This is a genomic window from Mixta gaviniae (assembly GCF_002953195.1).
GTDB classification, from domain to species: domain Bacteria; phylum Pseudomonadota; class Gammaproteobacteria; order Enterobacterales; family Enterobacteriaceae; genus Mixta; species Mixta gaviniae.
Window position 1 is genome coordinate 366037 of record NZ_CP026377.1, and the last position, 16032, is coordinate 382068.

Genomic DNA, 16032 nt, shown 5'->3' on the forward strand with positions numbered 1-16032 from the left:
ACTATGGCAGCAGTAACCCTTCAGGCCGTCACCAAATCGTATGACGGCAAGCAGCAAATTATTCAGCCGCTGGACGTAGCGATCCGCGACGGCGAGTTTATGGTGATGGTCGGCCCGTCCGGCTGCGGCAAATCGACGCTGTTGCGCATGGTGGCGGGCCTGGAGCGCGTCACCAGCGGCGATATCTACATCGACGCTGAACGCGTGACGGAGCGGGAGCCGAAAGATCGCGGCATCGCGATGGTGTTTCAGAACTACGCGCTCTATCCGCATATGACGGTAGAGGAGAACATGGCCTGGGGCCTGAAAATTCGCGGCATGGGGCGCGAGCTGATCCGCCAGCGCGTGCTGGAGACGGCGCGTAGCCTGGAGCTGGAGGCGCTGCTGAAGCGGCGGCCGCGCGAGCTTTCCGGCGGCCAGCGTCAGCGCGTGGCGATGGGCCGCGCCATCGTACGCGAACCGGCGCTGTTTCTGTTCGATGAGCCGCTCTCTAACCTTGATGCGCGCCTGCGCGTGCAGATGCGTCTGGAGCTGCAGCAGCTGCATCGTCGGCTACAGACCACCAGCCTCTACGTCACGCACGATCAGGTTGAGGCGATGACGCTGGCGCAGCGGGTGATGGTGATGAATAAAGGGATTGTCGAGCAGGTCGGCACGCCGGTCGAAGTCTATGAGCGTCCCGCTACGCGCTTCGTCGCCAGCTTTATCGGCTCGCCCGCGATGAACCTGTTCGATGGCGTATTCAGCCACGACGGCGGCGCGTTTCAGCTGGCGGACGGCTTCGCGCTGCCGCTGGTCAACGCACAGACCCGTCGGGCGAACCAGACGGCGACGCTGGGCATTCGCCCGGAACATATTCGGCTCAGCAGCCGGGAGGCGGGCGGCATTCCGCTCACTGTCGACACGCTGGAGATCCTCGGCGCGGATAATCTGGCGCATGGCCGCTGGGGCGACCGGCAGGTTGTGGTACGCTTGCCGCACGTTGAGCGTCCTGCGCCGGGCAGCCTGCTGTGGCTGCATCTGCCCACAGAGGCGCTGCACTTTTTCTCTGCCGAACATGGAGCCCGACTGGAATGACGAAACCCTGGCCTTATCCCCGTATCGTCGCGCACCGCGGCGGCGGCAAGCTGGCGCCGGAGAACACCTTAGCCGCCATCGATACCGGCGCCCGCTATGGCCACACCATGATTGAATTCGATGCCAAACTGTCGCGCGATGAGCAGATCTTCCTGCTGCACGACGATACGCTCGATCGCACCAGCAACGGCTGGGGCGTGGCGGGCGAGCTGCCGTGGGAGAAGCTGGCGCAGCTGGATGTGGGCGGCTGGTTCGGCAAAGCGTTCGAGGCGGAGCGGCTGCCGCTGCTGACAGAAGTGGCGGCGCGCTGCCGCCAGCACCGTTTAATGGCCAACATTGAAATCAAACCGACCACCGGCAGCGAGCGCGCCACCGGACGGGCGGTGGCGCTGGCGGCGAGTGAACTTTGGCACGGTGCCACTCCGCCGCTGCTCTCCTCCTTCTCTTTCGAGGCGCTAGAGGCGGCGATGCAGGCAGCACCGGCGTTGCCGCGCGGCCTGCTACTGGATGAGTGGAATGAGAACTGGCAGGCAATGGCGCAGGCGCTGGATTGCGTCTCCCTGCACCTGAATCATCGTTTACTGAATGCGGCGCGCACCGCAGAGATCAAGCGCGCGGGCTTAAAAATACTGGTCTATACCGTGAACCAGCCCGAACGCGCGCGCCTGTTGCTGGCATGGGGCGTCGATGCGATCTGTACCGATCGCATCGATATTATCGGCCCCGATTTTTGAGCATCAGTTGCTCTGGTTGATCGGCGGGTAGTGCGTGGCGCTGCCGGGCTGCGACTGGATCACGCGCTGCTGCGTGCTGTTGCGCTGCTCCTGCAGACGACGCTGCGTCTGCTGGGTCTGCTGCAGCTGATCCTGGCGCAGCTTGTTCTGCTGTTGCATCTGGTTCGACTGCATCTGGTTCTGCAGCCGCTGCTGGCTGGGGTTATAGCCAGGCTGGTTCGGGTTATTGTTATTATTGTTAAGCATATTTGCCATGCCGCTGGGCGGCAGCAGCGCGATAAAAACCATCAGTAATTTTTTCACTTTCATTCTCCTTTCGGGACAGCGATACCGCTGTCCATGGCCTTCTCTAAGTTTAACTCACCCTGGACTATCGGCATGGCGATAAAGGCGAATTTGCGTTAACTCTCGCTTTTTTGGCTTATTTTGTGCATGTTTAGCAAAAGTAAACACAATGTAAAAACAATAAGAGGGTGGATGAGATGCAAAAAAACGTGAAGGGATGGGGGCTGGCCGCGTCGCTGCTGGCATCGCTGTGGGGGCGCCAGCGCTGGCGCTGGTGCAAAACGCGCCGCCGGTCTCCTACGGCATTGAAGCGGATACGTTCCATCCGGTGAAGGCGCAGCAGGGCATGGTCGCCTCGGTAGACGCACTGGCCACCCAGGTGGGCGTGGATATTCTGCGCCAGGGCGGCAACGCCGTTGATGCCGCTGTCGCGGTCGGCTTCGCGCTGGCGGTAACCCATCCGCAGGCGGGCAACCTGGGCGGCGGCGGCTTTATGCTGCTGCGCACCGCTTCCGGGCGCGCTACCGCCATCGACTTTCGCGAAATCGCGCCGTCGCGCGCCAGCCGCGATATGTTCCTGGATAAGCAGGGCAACGCCGACAGCAAACTCTCTTTAACTTCGCCGCTCGCTTCCGGCACGCCGGGCACGGTGGCGGGCTTCGCGCTGGCGGCGCAAAAGTATGGCACGCTGCCGCTGAGCCGTCTGCTGCAGCCGGCGATCACGCTGGCGCAGCAGGGTATTATCGTCAATGACGCGCTGGCCGACGATCTCAATACCTACGGCAAAGAGGTGCTGCTGAGCCACGACAACAGCCGGGCTATTTTCTTCAAGCCGGACGGCACGCCTTACCAAAAGGGCGAACGGCTGGTGCAGAAGAACCTGGCGCACAGCCTGTCGCTGATTGCGCAACAAGGCCCGGACGCTTTCTATAAGGGCGCCATTGCCGATGAGATTGCGGCGGAAATGGCTGAGCATGGCGGGCTGATCGGCAAAGCGGACCTGGCGAATTATCGCGCCGTCGAGCGCCAGCCGATCAGCGGCAGCTATCGCGGCTATCAGGTCTTCTCAATGCCGCCGCCCTCCTCTGGCGGCATTCATATCGTACAGATCCTGAATATTCTGGAGAACTTCGACCTGGCGAAAATGGGCTTCGGCAGCGCCGATGCGCTGCAGGTGATGGCCGAGGCGGAGAAATATGCCTATGCCGACCGCTCCGAATATCTGGGCGATCCCGAGTTCGTGAAGGTGCCCTGGCAGGCGCTGACCAGCAAGGCATATGCCAAATCGCTGGCGCAGCAGATTGACGTCGCCAAAGCGCGCCCGTCCGATCAGATCAAACCCGGCAAGCTGGAACCTTATGAAAGCAATCAGACCACCCATTTTTCCGTGGTGGATAAACAGGGTAACGCCGTGGCGGTGACCTACACGCTGAACACTAACTTCGGCAGCGGCATCGTGGCGGGCAAAAGCGGCATTCTGCTGAATAATGAGATGGATGATTTCTCCGCGCGTCCCGGCACGCCGAACGTCTACGGTCTGGTGGGCGGCGAAGCGAACGCCATTCAGCCCGGCAAACGTCCGCTTTCGTCAATGTCGCCAACCATCGTGGCGAAGGAGGGCAAAACCTGGCTGGTTACCGGCAGCCCGGGCGGCAGCCGCATTATCACCACCGTACTGCAAATGGTGGTAAACAGCATCGATTTCGGTATGAACGTAGCGGAAGCGACCAACGCGCCGCGCTTCCATCATCAGTGGCTGCCGGATCAGCTACGGGTGGAGAAAGGGTTTAGCCCTGATACGCTGAAGCTGCTGAGCGCCAAAGGGCAGAATGTGAAAGTGCTGCCGGCGATGGGCAGTACCCAGAGCATTATGATCGGGCCTGACGGCACGTTATATGGCGCTTCCGATCCGCGCACCGTCGACGATTTAACGGCGGGGTATTGAGCCTGGCACCGGGCCGGCGAGGCAGCTGACCGGCCCGGCTACATTATTAACGTGACGGGCGCGGCGGACGCAGCCGCGCCATATACTGCACATCCACCATTTCCCCTGCGCGCAGCGCATAACGGGAAGCCGTCCCTTCAGTCACAAAACCAAATTTGTTATAGAGCGCCAGCGCCGCTGCGTTATCGGTATAAACCGTTAGCTCGATGCGTTCGACGTTCAGCCAGTTATCGCACAGGTCAATCATGGCGCGCATTAATGCCCCGGCGACGCCCTGGCCGCGCTGGTCAGCATCCACGCCAAGGCCGAAAGTGGCGCTATGGCGGTGGCGTGGCGACTGATTGACCTCCAGCGTCAGCTGTCCGACGACGCGATCGTCAAGGCAGGCGACCAGCGAATAGTGGCCAGGATGCTGCTGCGCGATGCGCTGCTGCCACTGGGTTAACGAGGGATAGGGGATTTGCAGGGTGTCGCTGTAGGTACTCTCCTGCGCGTAGATATGCTGCAGGGCGTGCGCATCCTGCGGCTCAACGTAACGTACCACGATGTTGCTCATGCTGATTCTCAGTTATAAGGCGTTTATCGTTCACGGGTGTCCGTGCCGGCTACGGTCGCTCTGTCGAGAGTAGAGTGCCTGTTTTAATAAATCTACCGTTACGCAGTCGGCCTAAGCAGGTAACTTTTTCTGCGCTGGCGTCATTTTGCCGCAACGTGACAACATTGGTGAGCTGCCTGTGCTTGTTTCACTCCTGTTCGGCCGCACGTTTAATCCGGAAATTCTAAAGACAAACGTTATCTGAACGCGGCCCGCTTTATGTGACCGAGCGGCGCAAGCCCGCCGCTGGCTTGATGAACCGATGGCAAGTTGCCCGCCGGCCGGAGAACGTTGATCCGGGTAACCTCTCCCGGTGATGACGTTAAACGAAAAGCGATAAGCGTGCGGCACAACACCCGGACTGTGGCAGGGATAGATGCCACGCAGCTGGCTATATCCCTTTCAAAATTAAGGCCTTCCTTACTTTTTCGCCTCGCTGACTAAAAAAAACGTAAAACGTTAATAAAAGGGTTTACAGATGCGAATGATAATGATTATTATTGTCAGGCACTCCAGCGAGGCCGGTACGGACTCACTGCGAAGGCACGACATTGCTCACATTGCTTCCAGTATTTCTTAGCCAGCCCGCGTGCTGGCTTTTTTTTTGCCTGCGGAACGCCATCCTGGCATGCGCAAAATTCGGCCGTCTGCCGCGCCAGACCGTTCACTTTTTTTGAACAGAGAGGTGAACTTTTTCAGCTATCATTCGCATCGCTCCGGGCCCAGACTATAAAAAAACATTGAGGAGCCTTGAACATGATTTACGTACGTAAAGCTGAAGAACGCGGACATGCCAACCACGGCTGGCTGGACAGCTGGCACACTTTCTCTTTCGCCAACTATTACGATGCTAACTTTATGGGCTTCTCGGCGCTGCGGGTGATTAACGAAGATGTTATCGACGCCGGCCAGGGTTTCGGCACCCATCCCCATAAAGATATGGAGATCCTGACCTACGTGCTTTCCGGCACCGTAGAGCATCAGGACAGCATGGGCAATAAAGAGCAGATCCCGGCGGGTGAGTTCCAGATTATGAGCGCCGGTACCGGCGTGCGTCACTCTGAGTACAACGCCAGCAGCAGCGAACCGCTGCATCTGTACCAGATCTGGATCATTCCGGAGTCTACCGGTATCGAACCGCGCTACGATCAGCGCCGTTTCGCCGACGTGCAGGGCCGTCAGCTGATCCTGTCGCCGGATGCGCGCGACGGTTCGCTGAAGGTGTATCAGGATATGACCCTGTCGCGCTGGGTACTGAAGGCGGGCGAGAGCGATAGCGTGACGCTGGACGCCGCGCGCCGCATCTGGATCCAGGTGGTGAAGGGTGACGTACAGGTCAACGATCAGCCGGTTACCACCAGCGACGCACTGGCCATCTGGGAAGAGAGCGCCCTGACGCTGAAAGCCAGCAGCGATGCGGAAATCCTGTTGTTTGATCTGCCGCCGGTTTAAGTCGCACACCGCGCCGTTGTCATCAGATGACGGCCAGGCCTCAGGCCGCCGGGGTTGCACCGGCGGCTTTTTTTACCGGCTGCGATCCTTTCACTCCGGCGCGTTTACCCGTTGAAAAGTGCGGTCGTTGAGCCGCGCCAGTATCGTGATTTCGTTGCCATCGCGCCGGCATCCTGCTTTTTTCGCGGCGTGGTGCGGCCATCATTATTTCTCGTTTTTTTCCCCTGTATCACGCCGGCAACGTCATTCTTTCCTCTTCCGTCTTCGATAAACGGCATCTGCTTTGCGCCCCGCTAACCCGGCCACGTTTTCCCTGCTCGTGGCGTCTGCCTTTTTTTTGTAAACTCAGCGTCATCTTTCTCTGCCCAGCGAACCATCATGAAGAAAAAAAGACCCGTGCTGCAGGATGTTGCCGATCGCGTCGGCGTGACGAAAATGACCGTCAGCCGCTACCTGCGCAATCCGCAGCAGGTATCCGCCGCGCTGGGGGCGAAAATCGCCGTCGTGCTGGATGAACTGGGCTACATACCCAACCGTGCGCCCGATATGCTGTCAAACGCCACCAGCCGCGCCATCGGCGTGCTGCTGCCGTCGCTGACCAACCAGGTGTTCGCCGACGTACTGCGCGGTATCGAAGCCGTTACCGATGCCGCCGGCTATCAGACGCTGGTGGGCCACTTTGGCTACAACGCGGAGAAGGAAGAGTTGCAGCTGCGCTCTCTGCTGGGCTGGAATATCGACGGCCTGATCCTGACCGAACGCACCCATACGCCAGCCAGCCTGCGCATGATCGAAACCGCCGGCATTCCGGTGATTGAGATGATGGATAGCGTCTCGCCCTGCCTGGATATGGCGGTGGGCTTTGATAACGTGGAAGCAGCGCGCCAGATGACGCGCGCCATTCTGGCGAAAGGCCATCGCCATACTGTCTATCTTGGCGCGCGGCTGGATGAGCGCACGCTGCAGAAACAGCAGGGTTATGAGCAGGCGATGCGCGAAGCGGGGCTGGCGCCGCGCAGCGTCATGATGGAGGAGGCATCGTCATTCAGTGCCGGCGCGATGCTGCTGCAGGAGGCGCGGCAGCGCTATCCGCAAACCGACAGCCTGTTCTGTACCAATGACGATTTGGCGATAGGTGCTATGTTTGAATGTCAGCGCCAGGGCCTGCGCGTGCCGGAGCAGATGGCGATCGCCGGCTTTCATGGACACGATATCGCGCACGTGGTGACGCCGAAACTGGCGACAGTGTTAACTCCGCGCGAACGTATGGGGCGCGAGGCGGCGACGCTGCTGCTGGCGCGTATTGGCGGCGATAACAGCGTACATCAGCCGGTCGACGTAGGCTTTGAAATAGAGGAAGGGGAGAGCATCTGAATCTGATGTTTTTTTGAACCCGCTCACAATTCCAGGCTTTTCTTTGCAGACTGGTTGCGCTGATGTGCGCACGTACTGAGAATGGGTACGGCAATGTTATCGGTAACATTCGCATTTTCATCTGCCGGAGCTAACAATAATGCAAATTCAGTCGCCGTCACATCATGTGTTTATTTTGATGGGCGTATCAGGCAGCGGCAAATCCGCCGTGGCTTATGAAGTCTCGCACCAGCTGAAAACCGCGTTTCTCGATGGCGATTTTCTTCACCCGCGTGCCAATATCGAAAAGATGGCCGAAGGCCACCCGCTTAATGACAGCGACCGTCAGCCCTGGCTGCAGGCGGTTAACGATGCGGCGTTCGCTATGCAGCGCACTCAGGCCGTATCGATCATCGTCTGTTCCGCACTGAAAAAAAGCTATCGCGACATCCTGCGCAAAGGCAACAGCAACCTCTCTTTCATCTATCTGAAGGGCGAGTTTGCCACCATCGAAAGCCGGCTGAAAGCGCGTAAAGGCCACTTCTTTAAACCGCAAATGCTGGTCTCACAGTTTGATACGCTGGAAGAGCCGGGCGCCGATGAAAACGATGTGCTGGTGGTGGATATCAATCATTCCCTGCCGGAGGTCGTTGCCGCCACTATCGCCACCATTGAGGGTGCGATCAAAAAGGATTAGTTGTTTCTGATGAGTACCGCAACCCTGGTTTTAACCGCGGCAGGCTCGGTTGTCCTGCTGCTGTTCCTGGTGATGAAGGCGCGTATGCACGCGTTCGTCGCTCTGATATTGGTCTCGTTTGGCGCCGGCCTGTTCTCCGGGATGCCGCTGGATAAAATCGCTGAAACCATGCAGAAAGGCATGGGCGGCACCCTCGGCTTTCTCGCCGTGGTGGTGGCGCTGGGCGCGATGTTCGGCAAAATCCTGCATGAAACCGGCGCGGTCGATCAGATCGCCATTCGCATGTTGAAAAGTTTCGGCGAGCGCCGCGCGCATTATGCGATGGGCATTGCCGGGCTGATCTGCGCGCTGCCGCTGTTCTTTGAAGTGGCGGTGGTGCTGCTGATCAGCATCGCCTTCGCCGTGGCGCGCCGTACCGGTGATAACCTGGTGAAGCTGGTGATCCCGCTGTTTGCGGGCGTGGCGGCGGCGGCGGCGTTTCTGCTGCCCGGCCCGGCGCCGATGCTGCTGGCGTCGCAAATGCACGTCGATTTCGGCTGGATGATTTTGCTCGGTCTGTGCGCGGCACTGCCCGGCATGCTGATCGCCGGCCCGCTGTTCGGCAACTTTATCAGCCGTCACGTCAGCTTTAACGTGCCAGAGGATACCTCGCAGCCGGAGGTGGAGCAGCACAAGATGCCCTCTTTCCTCTTTAGCCTGTCGCTGATCCTGTTTCCGCTGGTGCTGGTCGGCCTGAAAACCATCGGCGCGCGCTTTACCTCTGAAGGCTCGCGCCTCTATGAATGGCTGGAGTTTATCGGCCATCCGTTTACCGCGATCCTGCTGGCGCTGCTGCTGGCGATTTATGGCCTGGCGTACCGTCAGGGCATGGATAAAGAGAAAGTGATGCAGGTGTGCGGCAGCGCGCTGCAGCCGGCGGGTATCATTCTGCTGGTGATCGGCGCGGGTGGCGTGTTTAAGCAGGTGCTGGTCGATTCCGGCGTTGGCCCGGCGCTCGGCAATGCGCTGACCGGCGCCGGCCTGCCGATCGCGCTGGCCTGCTTTATTCTGGCCGCCGCGGTGCGCATTATTCAGGGATCGGCGACGGTCGCCTGTTTAACCGCCGTCGGGCTGGTGATGCCGGTGATTGAGCCGCTGCACTATAACGGCGCGCAGATGGCGGCGCTGTCGCTCTGCATCGCCGGCGGATCTATCGTCGTCAGCCACGTTAACGACGCCGGTTTCTGGCTGTTCGGCCGCTTTACCGGCGCTACCGAGGCACAGACGCTGAAAACCTGGACGCTGATGGAAACCCTTCTCGGCACCGTCGGCGCCATTGTCGGCATGATTGCCTTCCAGCTGCTCTCCTGACCTTCGCGGGCGGATACTTTGCGCATCCGCCCGCTGTTTCCCGTAACGCCCGGCGTTAAATCTTCAGATAGGCGCGAATGCCGTCGAGGAACATCTGCGTCGCCAGCATAATCAAAATCAACCCCATCAGGCGCTCCAGCGCATTGACGCCCTTATCGCCCAGCAGGCGCAGAAACAGGCCGGAGAGCAGCAGGATCACGACCGTGATGCCCCAGGCGAACAGCAGCGCCCCCACCAGATAGCCCATCTGATTCGGATACTGATGGGAAAGCAGCATCAGGGTGGCTAGCAGCGACGGCCCGGCGACCAGCGGAATGGCGAGCGGCACCAGAAAAGGCTCTTCGCCTACCGGCAGGCCGGTGCTATTGCTCTCCGCCGAGGGGAAGATCATCTTGATGGCGATCAGAAACAGGATCACGCCGCCGGAGATGGAAACCGTTTCGGTACGCAGGTTGAGGAAGGCGAGAATTTTTTCACCGGCAAACAGAAACAGCAGCATAATGCCGAGCGCGATCAGCATTTCGCGGATCAGCACCATACGGCGTCGCTTCGGCTCCAGATGCTTTAAAACCGACATAAAAATCGGCAAATTGCCGAGCGGATCCATTATCAACAACAATAATATGGTCGCAGAGATCATTTCAGTCATTTATTTTGCTCTTCATCCTTACGTACGCGGCGCCGTTATTAGCAATGCTGTTGAAAAGCGTAATTCAATCGAATTAATTCACTTGCCAGCAGAGCTGCATTTTGTAGAGTTGAGGGTTACAGGTAAACCAAATTTTCTCTGGCGGGCTTCGCGTCGTGACGATGCGATATTCCCACTCTTCGGACTGTCGCTACCTTTTCATCACGCCGCGCGCGGCGCACAAACGTGACGGGTAGCCTGTAGCAGGTGTTCAATGAAAAATGTAGGTCTTATTGGTTGGCGCGGTATGGTCGGCTCGGTGCTGATGCAGCGCATGAGCGAAGAGCGTGATTTCGACGCCATTCGTCCGGTCTTTTTCTCCACTTCTCAGCATGGCCAGGCGGCGCCGACGGTCGGCGGCCAGAATGGCACGCTGCAGGATGCGTACGATATCGACGCGCTGAAGGCGCTGGATATTATTATTACCTGCCAGGGCGGCGACTACACCAGTGAGATCTACCCGAAGCTGCGCGCCAGCGGCTGGCAGGGTTACTGGATCGACGCGGCTTCTACGCTGCGCATGAAAGATGACGCCATCATCATTCTCGATCCGGTGAACCACCATGTGATTCGCGACGGGCTGGAAAAAGGCGTTAAAACCTTTGTCGGCGGCAACTGCACCGTCAGCCTGATGCTGATGTCACTGGGCGGGCTGTTCGCGCACGATCTGGTGGAGTGGGCCTCGGTTGCCACCTATCAGGCGGCCTCCGGCGGCGGTGCGCGCCATATGCGCGAACTGCTGACGCAGATGGGCATGCTGCACAACCATGTGGCGACCGAGCTGCAAAACCCGGCGGCGGCGATTCTGGATATCGAACGCAAAGTAACGACGCTGACACGCTCAGGCACGCTGCCGACCGATAACTTCGGCGTACCGCTGGCGGGCAGCCTGATCCCCTGGATCGACAAGCAGCTGGAGAACGGCCAGAGCCGCGAAGAGTGGAAAGGCCAGGCGGAAACCAACAAAATCCTCAGCACCCGGCAGACCATCCCGGTGGACGGGCTGTGCGTGCGCGTCGGCGCGCTGCGCTGCCACAGCCAGGCCTTTACGCTGAAGCTGAAAAAGGATGTGCCGCTGGCGGAGATCGAACAGCTGCTGGCCGCGCATAATGAGTGGGTGAAAGTGGTGCCCAACGATCGCGAGCTGACGATGCGCGAGCTAACCCCTGCGGCGGTTACCGGCACGCTGACTACCCCGGTCGGGCGTCTGCGCAAGCTGAATATGGGGCCGGAGTACCTTTCCGCCTTTACCGTCGGCGATCAGCTGCTGTGGGGCGCCGCCGAACCGCTGCGCCGCATGCTGCGCCTGCTGGTGGATTAATCTTTATTTGCCCCGTTTGGCGTATCAAACGGGGCGCATTTCTCTGAGATCACCTATTTCCTGCCTTTTCAAAAGCCTGGCGCAAGATTAACCATCAGGTGATCCATCTCCTCTTTTTGGCACTGCAAAAATTATTTTGTGCAAAGTTCGCAGGCTTATTGTACGCCTTGTCTATGCTTAGCATGACTGTTTGGTTTTTCCGTTTCGAATATTAAAAGTTGATACGCGCGGCAACGCTTTTTTCCAGGGAAGGGTTGCGGCTTCGCCGGCGCGTGCATGGCTCATTGAAGAGTAGTCAGGCTAACGTATCAGTTAACGTTATGGCTTCGGCTGCCATAAATCACAGGAAGAAAGTCATGTCAGAGCTCCCGGATCGCCAGGCGATCAATGCGATTATTGAAGGTCACTATGCTGACCCGTTTTCACTGTTGGGAATGCATCAGACCGCTAATGGGCTGGAAGTTCGCGCCCTGCTGCCTGATGCGTCTGAAGTGTGGGTAATTGAAACCAGCACCGGGCGCAAATGCGCGCAGCTGAAATGTCTCGATTCCCGCGGCTTTTTTCACGGCGTGATACCGCGTCGTAAGAATCCGTTCCGCTATCAGCTTGCCGTTACCTGGCACGGCGAACAGAACCTGATAGACGACGCCTACCGTTTCGGCCCGCTGCTGCAGGAGCTGGATAGCTGGCTGTTGGCGGAGGGCACCCACTTGCGCCCGTATGAAACGCTGGGCGCACACGCTGAGGTGATCGACGGCATCAGCGGCACGCGCTTTATGGTCTGGGCGCCGAACGCGCGCCGCGTGTCGGTGGTCGGCGATTTCAACTACTGGGATGGCCGCCGCCATCCGATGCGCTTCCGCCGCGAAATCGGCGTCTGGGAGCTGTTCGTGCCGGCCGCGCGCACCGGTCAGCTCTACAAATATGAGATCATCGATAACAAAGGGCATCTGCGTCTGAAATCCGATCCGCTTGCCTTTGAATCGCAGATGCGCCCCGACAGCGCCTCGATGATCTGCGGGCTGCCGGAGAAGGTGGCGATGCGCCCGGAGCGCAAAGCGGCGAACGCTTTTGACGCGCCGATCTCCATCTATGAAGTCCACCTCGGCTCCTGGCGCCGCCATACCGACAATAACTTCTGGCTGAGCTACAAAGAGCTGGAAGAGCAGCTTATTCCGTATGTGAAAGAGATGGGCTTCACCCATATCGAACTGATGCCGATTAATGAACATCCGTTCGACGGCAGCTGGGGCTATCAGCCGGTAGGCATGTACGCGCCGACCCGCCGTTTCGGCACGCGTGATGAGTTCCGTCATTTTGTCGCCGCCGCGCACGCGGCTGGCCTGAATGTGCTGCTCGACTGGGTGCCCGGCCATTTCCCGTCTGATGATTTCGGCCTGGCACAGTTTGACGGCACTGCGCTTTACGAGCATGAAGATCCGCGCGAGGGTTTTCATCAGGACTGGAATACGCTGATCTACAACTATGGCCGTCGCGAGGTGAGTAACTATCTCGCCGGCAACGCGCTCTACTGGCTGGAGCGCTTCGGCATTGACGGCCTGCGCGTCGATGCGGTCGCCTCGATGATCTACCGCGATTACAGCCGCCCCGAAGGCGAGTGGGTGCCGAACCATTTTGGCGGGCGCGAAAACCTCGAAGCGATTGATTTCATTCGCTACACCAACCGTATGCTGGGGCACAACGCGCCGGGTACGGTGACCATCGCCGAAGAGTCGACCGATTTCCCTGGGGTGTCGCGTCCGCCGGAAGCGGGCGGGCTGGGCTTCTGGTTCAAATGGAACCTCGGCTGGATGCACGACACGCTGGATTATATGAAGCTCGATCCGGTTTACCGCAGCCACCATCACAACCTGATGACCTTCGGCATGGTCTATAACCACACCGAAAACTTTGTGCTGCCGCTCTCGCACGATGAGGTGGTGCATGGCAAACGTTCGCTGCTCGATCGCATGCCGGGTGACGCCTGGCAGAAGTTCGCTAACCTGCGCGCCTATTACGGCTGGATGTGGGCTTTCCCCGGCAAGAAGCTAATGTTTATGGGCGGCGAGTTCGCCCAGGGTCGCGAGTGGAACCACGATACCAGCCTCGACTGGCATCTGCTGGAGGGCGAGGATAACTGGCACAACGGCGTACAGCGCCTGGTGCGCGATCTTAACCTGACCTACCGCCATCATGCGCCGATGCACCAGTGCGACTTCGAGGCCCAGGGCTTCGAATGGCTGGTGGTGGACGACTACGAAAACTCGGTATTTATCTTTGTGCGCCGCGATCGCGACGGCAACGAGATGATCGTCGCCAGCAACTTTACGCCAGTGCCGCGTTACAACTACCGCTTCGGCATTACGCAGCCGGGCGGCTGGCGCGAAGTGATCAATACCGACTCTACGCACTATCACGGCAGCAATACCGGCAACGGTAGCACCGTCTGGAGCGAGCCGGTTCCCAGCCACAACCGCGAACATTCGCTCTCCCTGACGCTGCCGCCGCTGGCGACCATTTGGCTGATGAGGGAGGCTGAATGAGCTACCTGAATGCCGGAAAACCCCTTCCCCCGGGCGCGACCTGGGATGGAAAGGGCGTCAACTTTACGCTTTTTTCACAGCATGCTCAGCGCGTGGAACTCTGCCTTTTTGATGAAAAAGGGCAGGAGAGCCGCTATGACCTGCCGGCGCGTACGGATGACATCTGGCATGGGTACTTTCCCGATCTCGCGCCGGGCCAGCGCTACGGCTACCGCGTACACGGCCCATGGGCGCCGGAGCAGGGGCACCGTTTCAATCCTGCGAAAGTGTTGGTCGACCCCTGCGCGCGTGCGGTGGAAGGCGCGGTGCCGGACGATGCGCGCCTCAACGGCGGCGAATGGCAGCGCGACGACCAGGACAGCGCGGCGGTAGCGCCGAAAAGCCTGGTGGTGAAGGATGATTTCCACTGGGGCGACGACGCCGCGCCGCGTGTGCCCTGGGGCAAGACCGTCATCTACGAGGCGCACGTACGCGGGCTAACGCAGCGGCATCCGGAAATTCCGGAAACGCAGCGCGGCACTTACGCGGCGCTGGGGCATCCTGCTATTGTCAGCTATCTGCAGCAGCTGGGCATCACCACGCTGGAACTGCAGCCGGTAGCGCAGTTCGCCGACGAGCCGCGCCTGCAGCAGCTCGGTCTGCGCAACTACTGGGGTTACAACCCTTTTGCGCTCTGGTCGCTGGAGCCGCGCTACGCGTCGGGCGAAGGGGGCCGCAGCGCACTGGAGGAGTTTCAGCAGGCAGTGAAAACGCTGCATGCCGCCGGCATCGAGGTCGTGCTGGATATGGTGCTGAACCATACCGCCGAGCTGGAGGAGATCGGCCCGACGCTGTCGATGCGCGGCGTGGACAACGCCAGCTACTACTGGCTGGGCGAGGGCGGCCGCTACCATAACTGGACCGGCTGCGGCAACACGCTCAATCTCAGCCACCCGAAAGTGATGGCCTGGGCACTTGACTGCCTGCGCTACTGGGTCACCACCTGCCATGTCGACGGCTTCCGTTTCGATCTGGCGCCGGTGCTGGGCAGAACGCCCGATTTCCGTCCCGACGCGCCTTTCCTTGCGGCGATAAAAGCCTGCCCGATCCTGTCGCAGACGAAGCTTATCGCCGAGCCCTGGGATATCGGGCCGCAGGGGTACCAGATGGGCCGTTTCCCGTCCCCTTTTGCCGACTGGAACGACCGCTTTCGCGACGATATGCGCCGTTACTGGCTGCACGGCGAATTGACCAACGGCGATTTCGCTCGCCGCTTCGCCGCTTCCAGCGACATTTTCCGTCATGACGGCCGACCGCCGTCAGCCTCGGTGAACCTGATCGCCGCGCATGACGGCTTTACCCTGCGCGATCTGCTGAGCTTTTCGCGCAAGCATAACGAGGCCAACGGCGAAGATAACCGCGACGGGCATAACAATAATTTCAGCCATAACCACGGCAGCGAAGGCTTAACGGTATCGCTGAACGTGCTGGAGCGCCGCCGCCGCAGCGCCCATGCGCTGCTGACCTCGCTGCTGCTGGCGCAGGGTACGCCGATGTTGCTGGCGGGCGATGAGCATGGCCACAGCCAGCACGGCAACAATAATGCTTACTGTCAGGATAATGAACTCACCTGGTTTGACTGGAAAAATCAGGACGAGGGGCTGTATGCCTTTACCGCCGCGCTGCTGCATCTGCGTCAGCAGATCCCCGCGCTGACGCAGGATAGCTGGTGGGAAGAGGGTGACGAAAACGTGCAGTGGCTCAACAGCCAGGGGCAGCCGCTGAACGGCAGTGAGTGGGAACAGGGGGAACATAAGCTCCAGATCCTGCTTTCCGAACGTTGGTTAATAACGATAAATGCCACGCAAGACGTGAGCGAACTCTCTCTACCAGACGGAGAATGGCGCGCCGTTCCTCCTTTTGCCGGGGAAGATAATCCGATCCTGTCAACTGTCTGGCATGGGCCCGCGCACGGCGTGTGTGTGTTCCAAAAGCAAGTATAAGGAGTCAGAC

Annotated in this window: 15 protein-coding genes; 11 read left to right on the forward strand and 4 right to left on the reverse strand. The window is 59.6% G+C overall.

All coding sequences use genetic code 11. The annotated features are described in order from the left end of the window. The first annotated feature begins 3 nt into the window (after window positions 1–3). Both C2E15_RS01585 and ugpQ read left to right on the forward strand, forming a co-directional pair. A complete protein-coding gene (locus C2E15_RS01585; RefSeq protein WP_104955858.1) occupies window positions 4–1077 on the forward strand; it encodes a sn-glycerol-3-phosphate import ATP-binding protein UgpC in 1074 nt (357 codons plus the stop codon). After that, window positions 1074–1811 carry a glycerophosphodiester phosphodiesterase gene (gene ugpQ, locus C2E15_RS01590; protein WP_104955859.1) on the forward strand — a complete coding sequence of 246 codons (738 nt, stop codon included), beginning with the start codon at window positions 1074–1076 and terminating at the stop codon, window positions 1809–1811. Before C2E15_RS01585 ends, ugpQ begins: the two co-directional genes overlap by 4 nt. 3 nt (window positions 1812–1814) lie before the next feature. Here the strand turns inward: ugpQ and C2E15_RS01595 are convergent, their stop codons facing one another. Further along, window positions 1815–2114, reverse strand: coding sequence for a DUF2756 domain-containing protein (locus C2E15_RS01595; RefSeq protein WP_104959042.1), 300 nt, complete (start codon window positions 2112–2114; stop codon window positions 1815–1817). Window positions 2115–2313: 199 nt separating this feature from the next. Here C2E15_RS01595 and ggt point away from each other — a divergent pair, with 199 nt between their 5' ends. After that, window positions 2314–4041, forward strand: coding sequence for a gamma-glutamyltransferase (gene ggt, locus C2E15_RS01600; protein WP_167391816.1), 1728 nt, complete (start codon window positions 2314–2316; stop codon window positions 4039–4041). A 46-nt stretch (window positions 4042–4087) separates the two neighbouring features. Here ggt and C2E15_RS01605 read toward each other — a convergent pair whose 3' ends face one another. Further along, window positions 4088–4597 (reverse strand): GNAT family N-acetyltransferase, encoded by a 510-nt coding sequence (locus tag C2E15_RS01605; RefSeq protein ID WP_104955861.1) that lies wholly within the window; start codon window positions 4595–4597, stop codon window positions 4088–4090. Between the two features lie 795 nt (window positions 4598–5392). On the opposite strand from C2E15_RS01605, the gene C2E15_RS01610 reads away from it, so the two are divergent. Continuing rightward, window positions 5393–6088 carry a pirin family protein gene (locus tag C2E15_RS01610; RefSeq protein ID WP_104955862.1) on the forward strand — a complete coding sequence of 232 codons (696 nt, stop codon included), beginning with the start codon at window positions 5393–5395 and terminating at the stop codon, window positions 6086–6088. Between the two features lie 104 nt (window positions 6089–6192). Here C2E15_RS01610 and C2E15_RS21550 read toward each other — a convergent pair whose 3' ends face one another. Continuing rightward, window positions 6193–6366, reverse strand: coding sequence for a hypothetical protein (locus tag C2E15_RS21550; protein WP_167391817.1), 174 nt, complete (start codon window positions 6364–6366; stop codon window positions 6193–6195). A gap of 100 nt (window positions 6367–6466) precedes the next feature. On the opposite strand from C2E15_RS21550, the gene gntR reads away from it, so the two are divergent. The 3 genes from gntR (at window position 6467) to gntU (ending at window position 9488) form a co-directional block, all read left to right on the forward strand. Continuing rightward, window positions 6467–7462, forward strand: a complete 996-nt coding sequence (gene gntR / locus C2E15_RS01615) for a gluconate operon transcriptional repressor GntR (RefSeq protein WP_104955863.1) — start codon at window positions 6467–6469, stop codon at window positions 7460–7462. A gap of 139 nt (window positions 7463–7601) precedes the next feature. After that, complete coding sequence (gene gntK / locus C2E15_RS01620; RefSeq protein ID WP_104955864.1) at window positions 7602–8138, forward strand: gluconokinase; 537 nt, start codon at window positions 7602–7604, stop codon at window positions 8136–8138. Window positions 8139–8147: 9 nt separating this feature from the next. Beyond that, complete coding sequence (gene gntU / locus C2E15_RS01625; RefSeq protein ID WP_104959043.1) at window positions 8148–9488, forward strand: gluconate transporter; 1341 nt, start codon at window positions 8148–8150, stop codon at window positions 9486–9488. 55 nt (window positions 9489–9543) lie between these two features. Here the strand turns inward: gntU and C2E15_RS01630 are convergent, their stop codons facing one another. After that, complete coding sequence (locus tag C2E15_RS01630) at window positions 9544–10137, reverse strand: YhgN family NAAT transporter (RefSeq protein WP_104955865.1); 594 nt, start codon at window positions 10135–10137, stop codon at window positions 9544–9546. Between C2E15_RS01630 and C2E15_RS21555 the strand changes: the two genes are divergently transcribed. The 4 genes from C2E15_RS21555 to glgX all read left to right on the forward strand — a co-directional run bounded on the left by C2E15_RS21555 (window position 10112) and on the right by glgX (window position 16022). After that, a complete protein-coding gene (locus tag C2E15_RS21555) occupies window positions 10112–10366 on the forward strand; it encodes a hypothetical protein (RefSeq protein ID WP_128861324.1) in 255 nt (84 codons plus the stop codon). The genes C2E15_RS01630 and C2E15_RS21555 overlap by 26 nt on opposite strands. A gap of 24 nt (window positions 10367–10390) precedes the next feature. Continuing rightward, the gene (gene asd / locus C2E15_RS01635) at window positions 10391–11497 is read left to right on the forward strand and encodes an aspartate-semialdehyde dehydrogenase (RefSeq protein WP_104955866.1); all 1107 of its coding nucleotides are present in this window, start codon (window positions 10391–10393) and stop codon (window positions 11495–11497) included. A 356-nt stretch (window positions 11498–11853) separates the two neighbouring features. After that, window positions 11854–14040, forward strand: coding sequence for a 1,4-alpha-glucan branching enzyme (glgB, locus tag C2E15_RS01640; RefSeq protein WP_104955867.1), 2187 nt, complete (start codon window positions 11854–11856; stop codon window positions 14038–14040). After that, entirely contained in the window at window positions 14037–16022 is a 1986-nt protein-coding gene (gene glgX / locus C2E15_RS01645; RefSeq protein ID WP_104955868.1) for a glycogen debranching protein GlgX, read from the forward strand. Before glgB ends, glgX begins: the two co-directional genes overlap by 4 nt. Window positions 16023–16032 lie beyond the last annotated feature (10 nt).

What these genes read in the sequence shown, in the direction of transcription:
- C2E15_RS21555 (WP_128861324.1), top strand. Translation starts at nt 10,112, where the DNA reads ATGGTCGCAGAGATCATTTCAGTCATTTATTTTGCTCTTCATCCTTAC.
- gntR (WP_104955863.1), top strand. Translation starts at nt 6,467, where the DNA reads ATGAAGAAAAAAAGACCCGTGCTGCAGGATGTTGCCGATCGCGTCGGC.
- gntK (WP_104955864.1), top strand. Translation starts at nt 7,602, where the DNA reads ATGCAAATTCAGTCGCCGTCACATCATGTGTTTATTTTGATGGGCGTA.
- asd (WP_104955866.1), top strand. Translation starts at nt 10,391, where the DNA reads ATGAAAAATGTAGGTCTTATTGGTTGGCGCGGTATGGTCGGCTCGGTG.
- C2E15_RS01605 (WP_104955861.1), bottom strand. Translation starts at nt 4,597, where the DNA reads ATGAGCAACATCGTGGTACGTTACGTTGAGCCGCAGGATGCGCACGCC.
- C2E15_RS01585 (WP_104955858.1), top strand. Translation starts at nt 4, where the DNA reads ATGGCAGCAGTAACCCTTCAGGCCGTCACCAAATCGTATGACGGCAAG.
- C2E15_RS01630 (WP_104955865.1), bottom strand. Translation starts at nt 10,137, where the DNA reads ATGACTGAAATGATCTCTGCGACCATATTATTGTTGTTGATAATGGAT.
- glgB (WP_104955867.1), top strand. Translation starts at nt 11,854, where the DNA reads ATGTCAGAGCTCCCGGATCGCCAGGCGATCAATGCGATTATTGAAGGT.
- ugpQ (WP_104955859.1), top strand. Translation starts at nt 1,074, where the DNA reads ATGACGAAACCCTGGCCTTATCCCCGTATCGTCGCGCACCGCGGCGGC.
- gntU (WP_104959043.1), top strand. Translation starts at nt 8,148, where the DNA reads ATGAGTACCGCAACCCTGGTTTTAACCGCGGCAGGCTCGGTTGTCCTG.
- C2E15_RS01610 (WP_104955862.1), top strand. Translation starts at nt 5,393, where the DNA reads ATGATTTACGTACGTAAAGCTGAAGAACGCGGACATGCCAACCACGGC.
- C2E15_RS21550 (WP_167391817.1), bottom strand. Translation starts at nt 6,366, where the DNA reads ATGCCGTTTATCGAAGACGGAAGAGGAAAGAATGACGTTGCCGGCGTG.
- glgX (WP_104955868.1), top strand. Translation starts at nt 14,037, where the DNA reads ATGAGCTACCTGAATGCCGGAAAACCCCTTCCCCCGGGCGCGACCTGG.
- ggt (WP_167391816.1), top strand. Translation starts at nt 2,314, where the DNA reads ATGGGGGCTGGCCGCGTCGCTGCTGGCATCGCTGTGGGGGCGCCAGCG.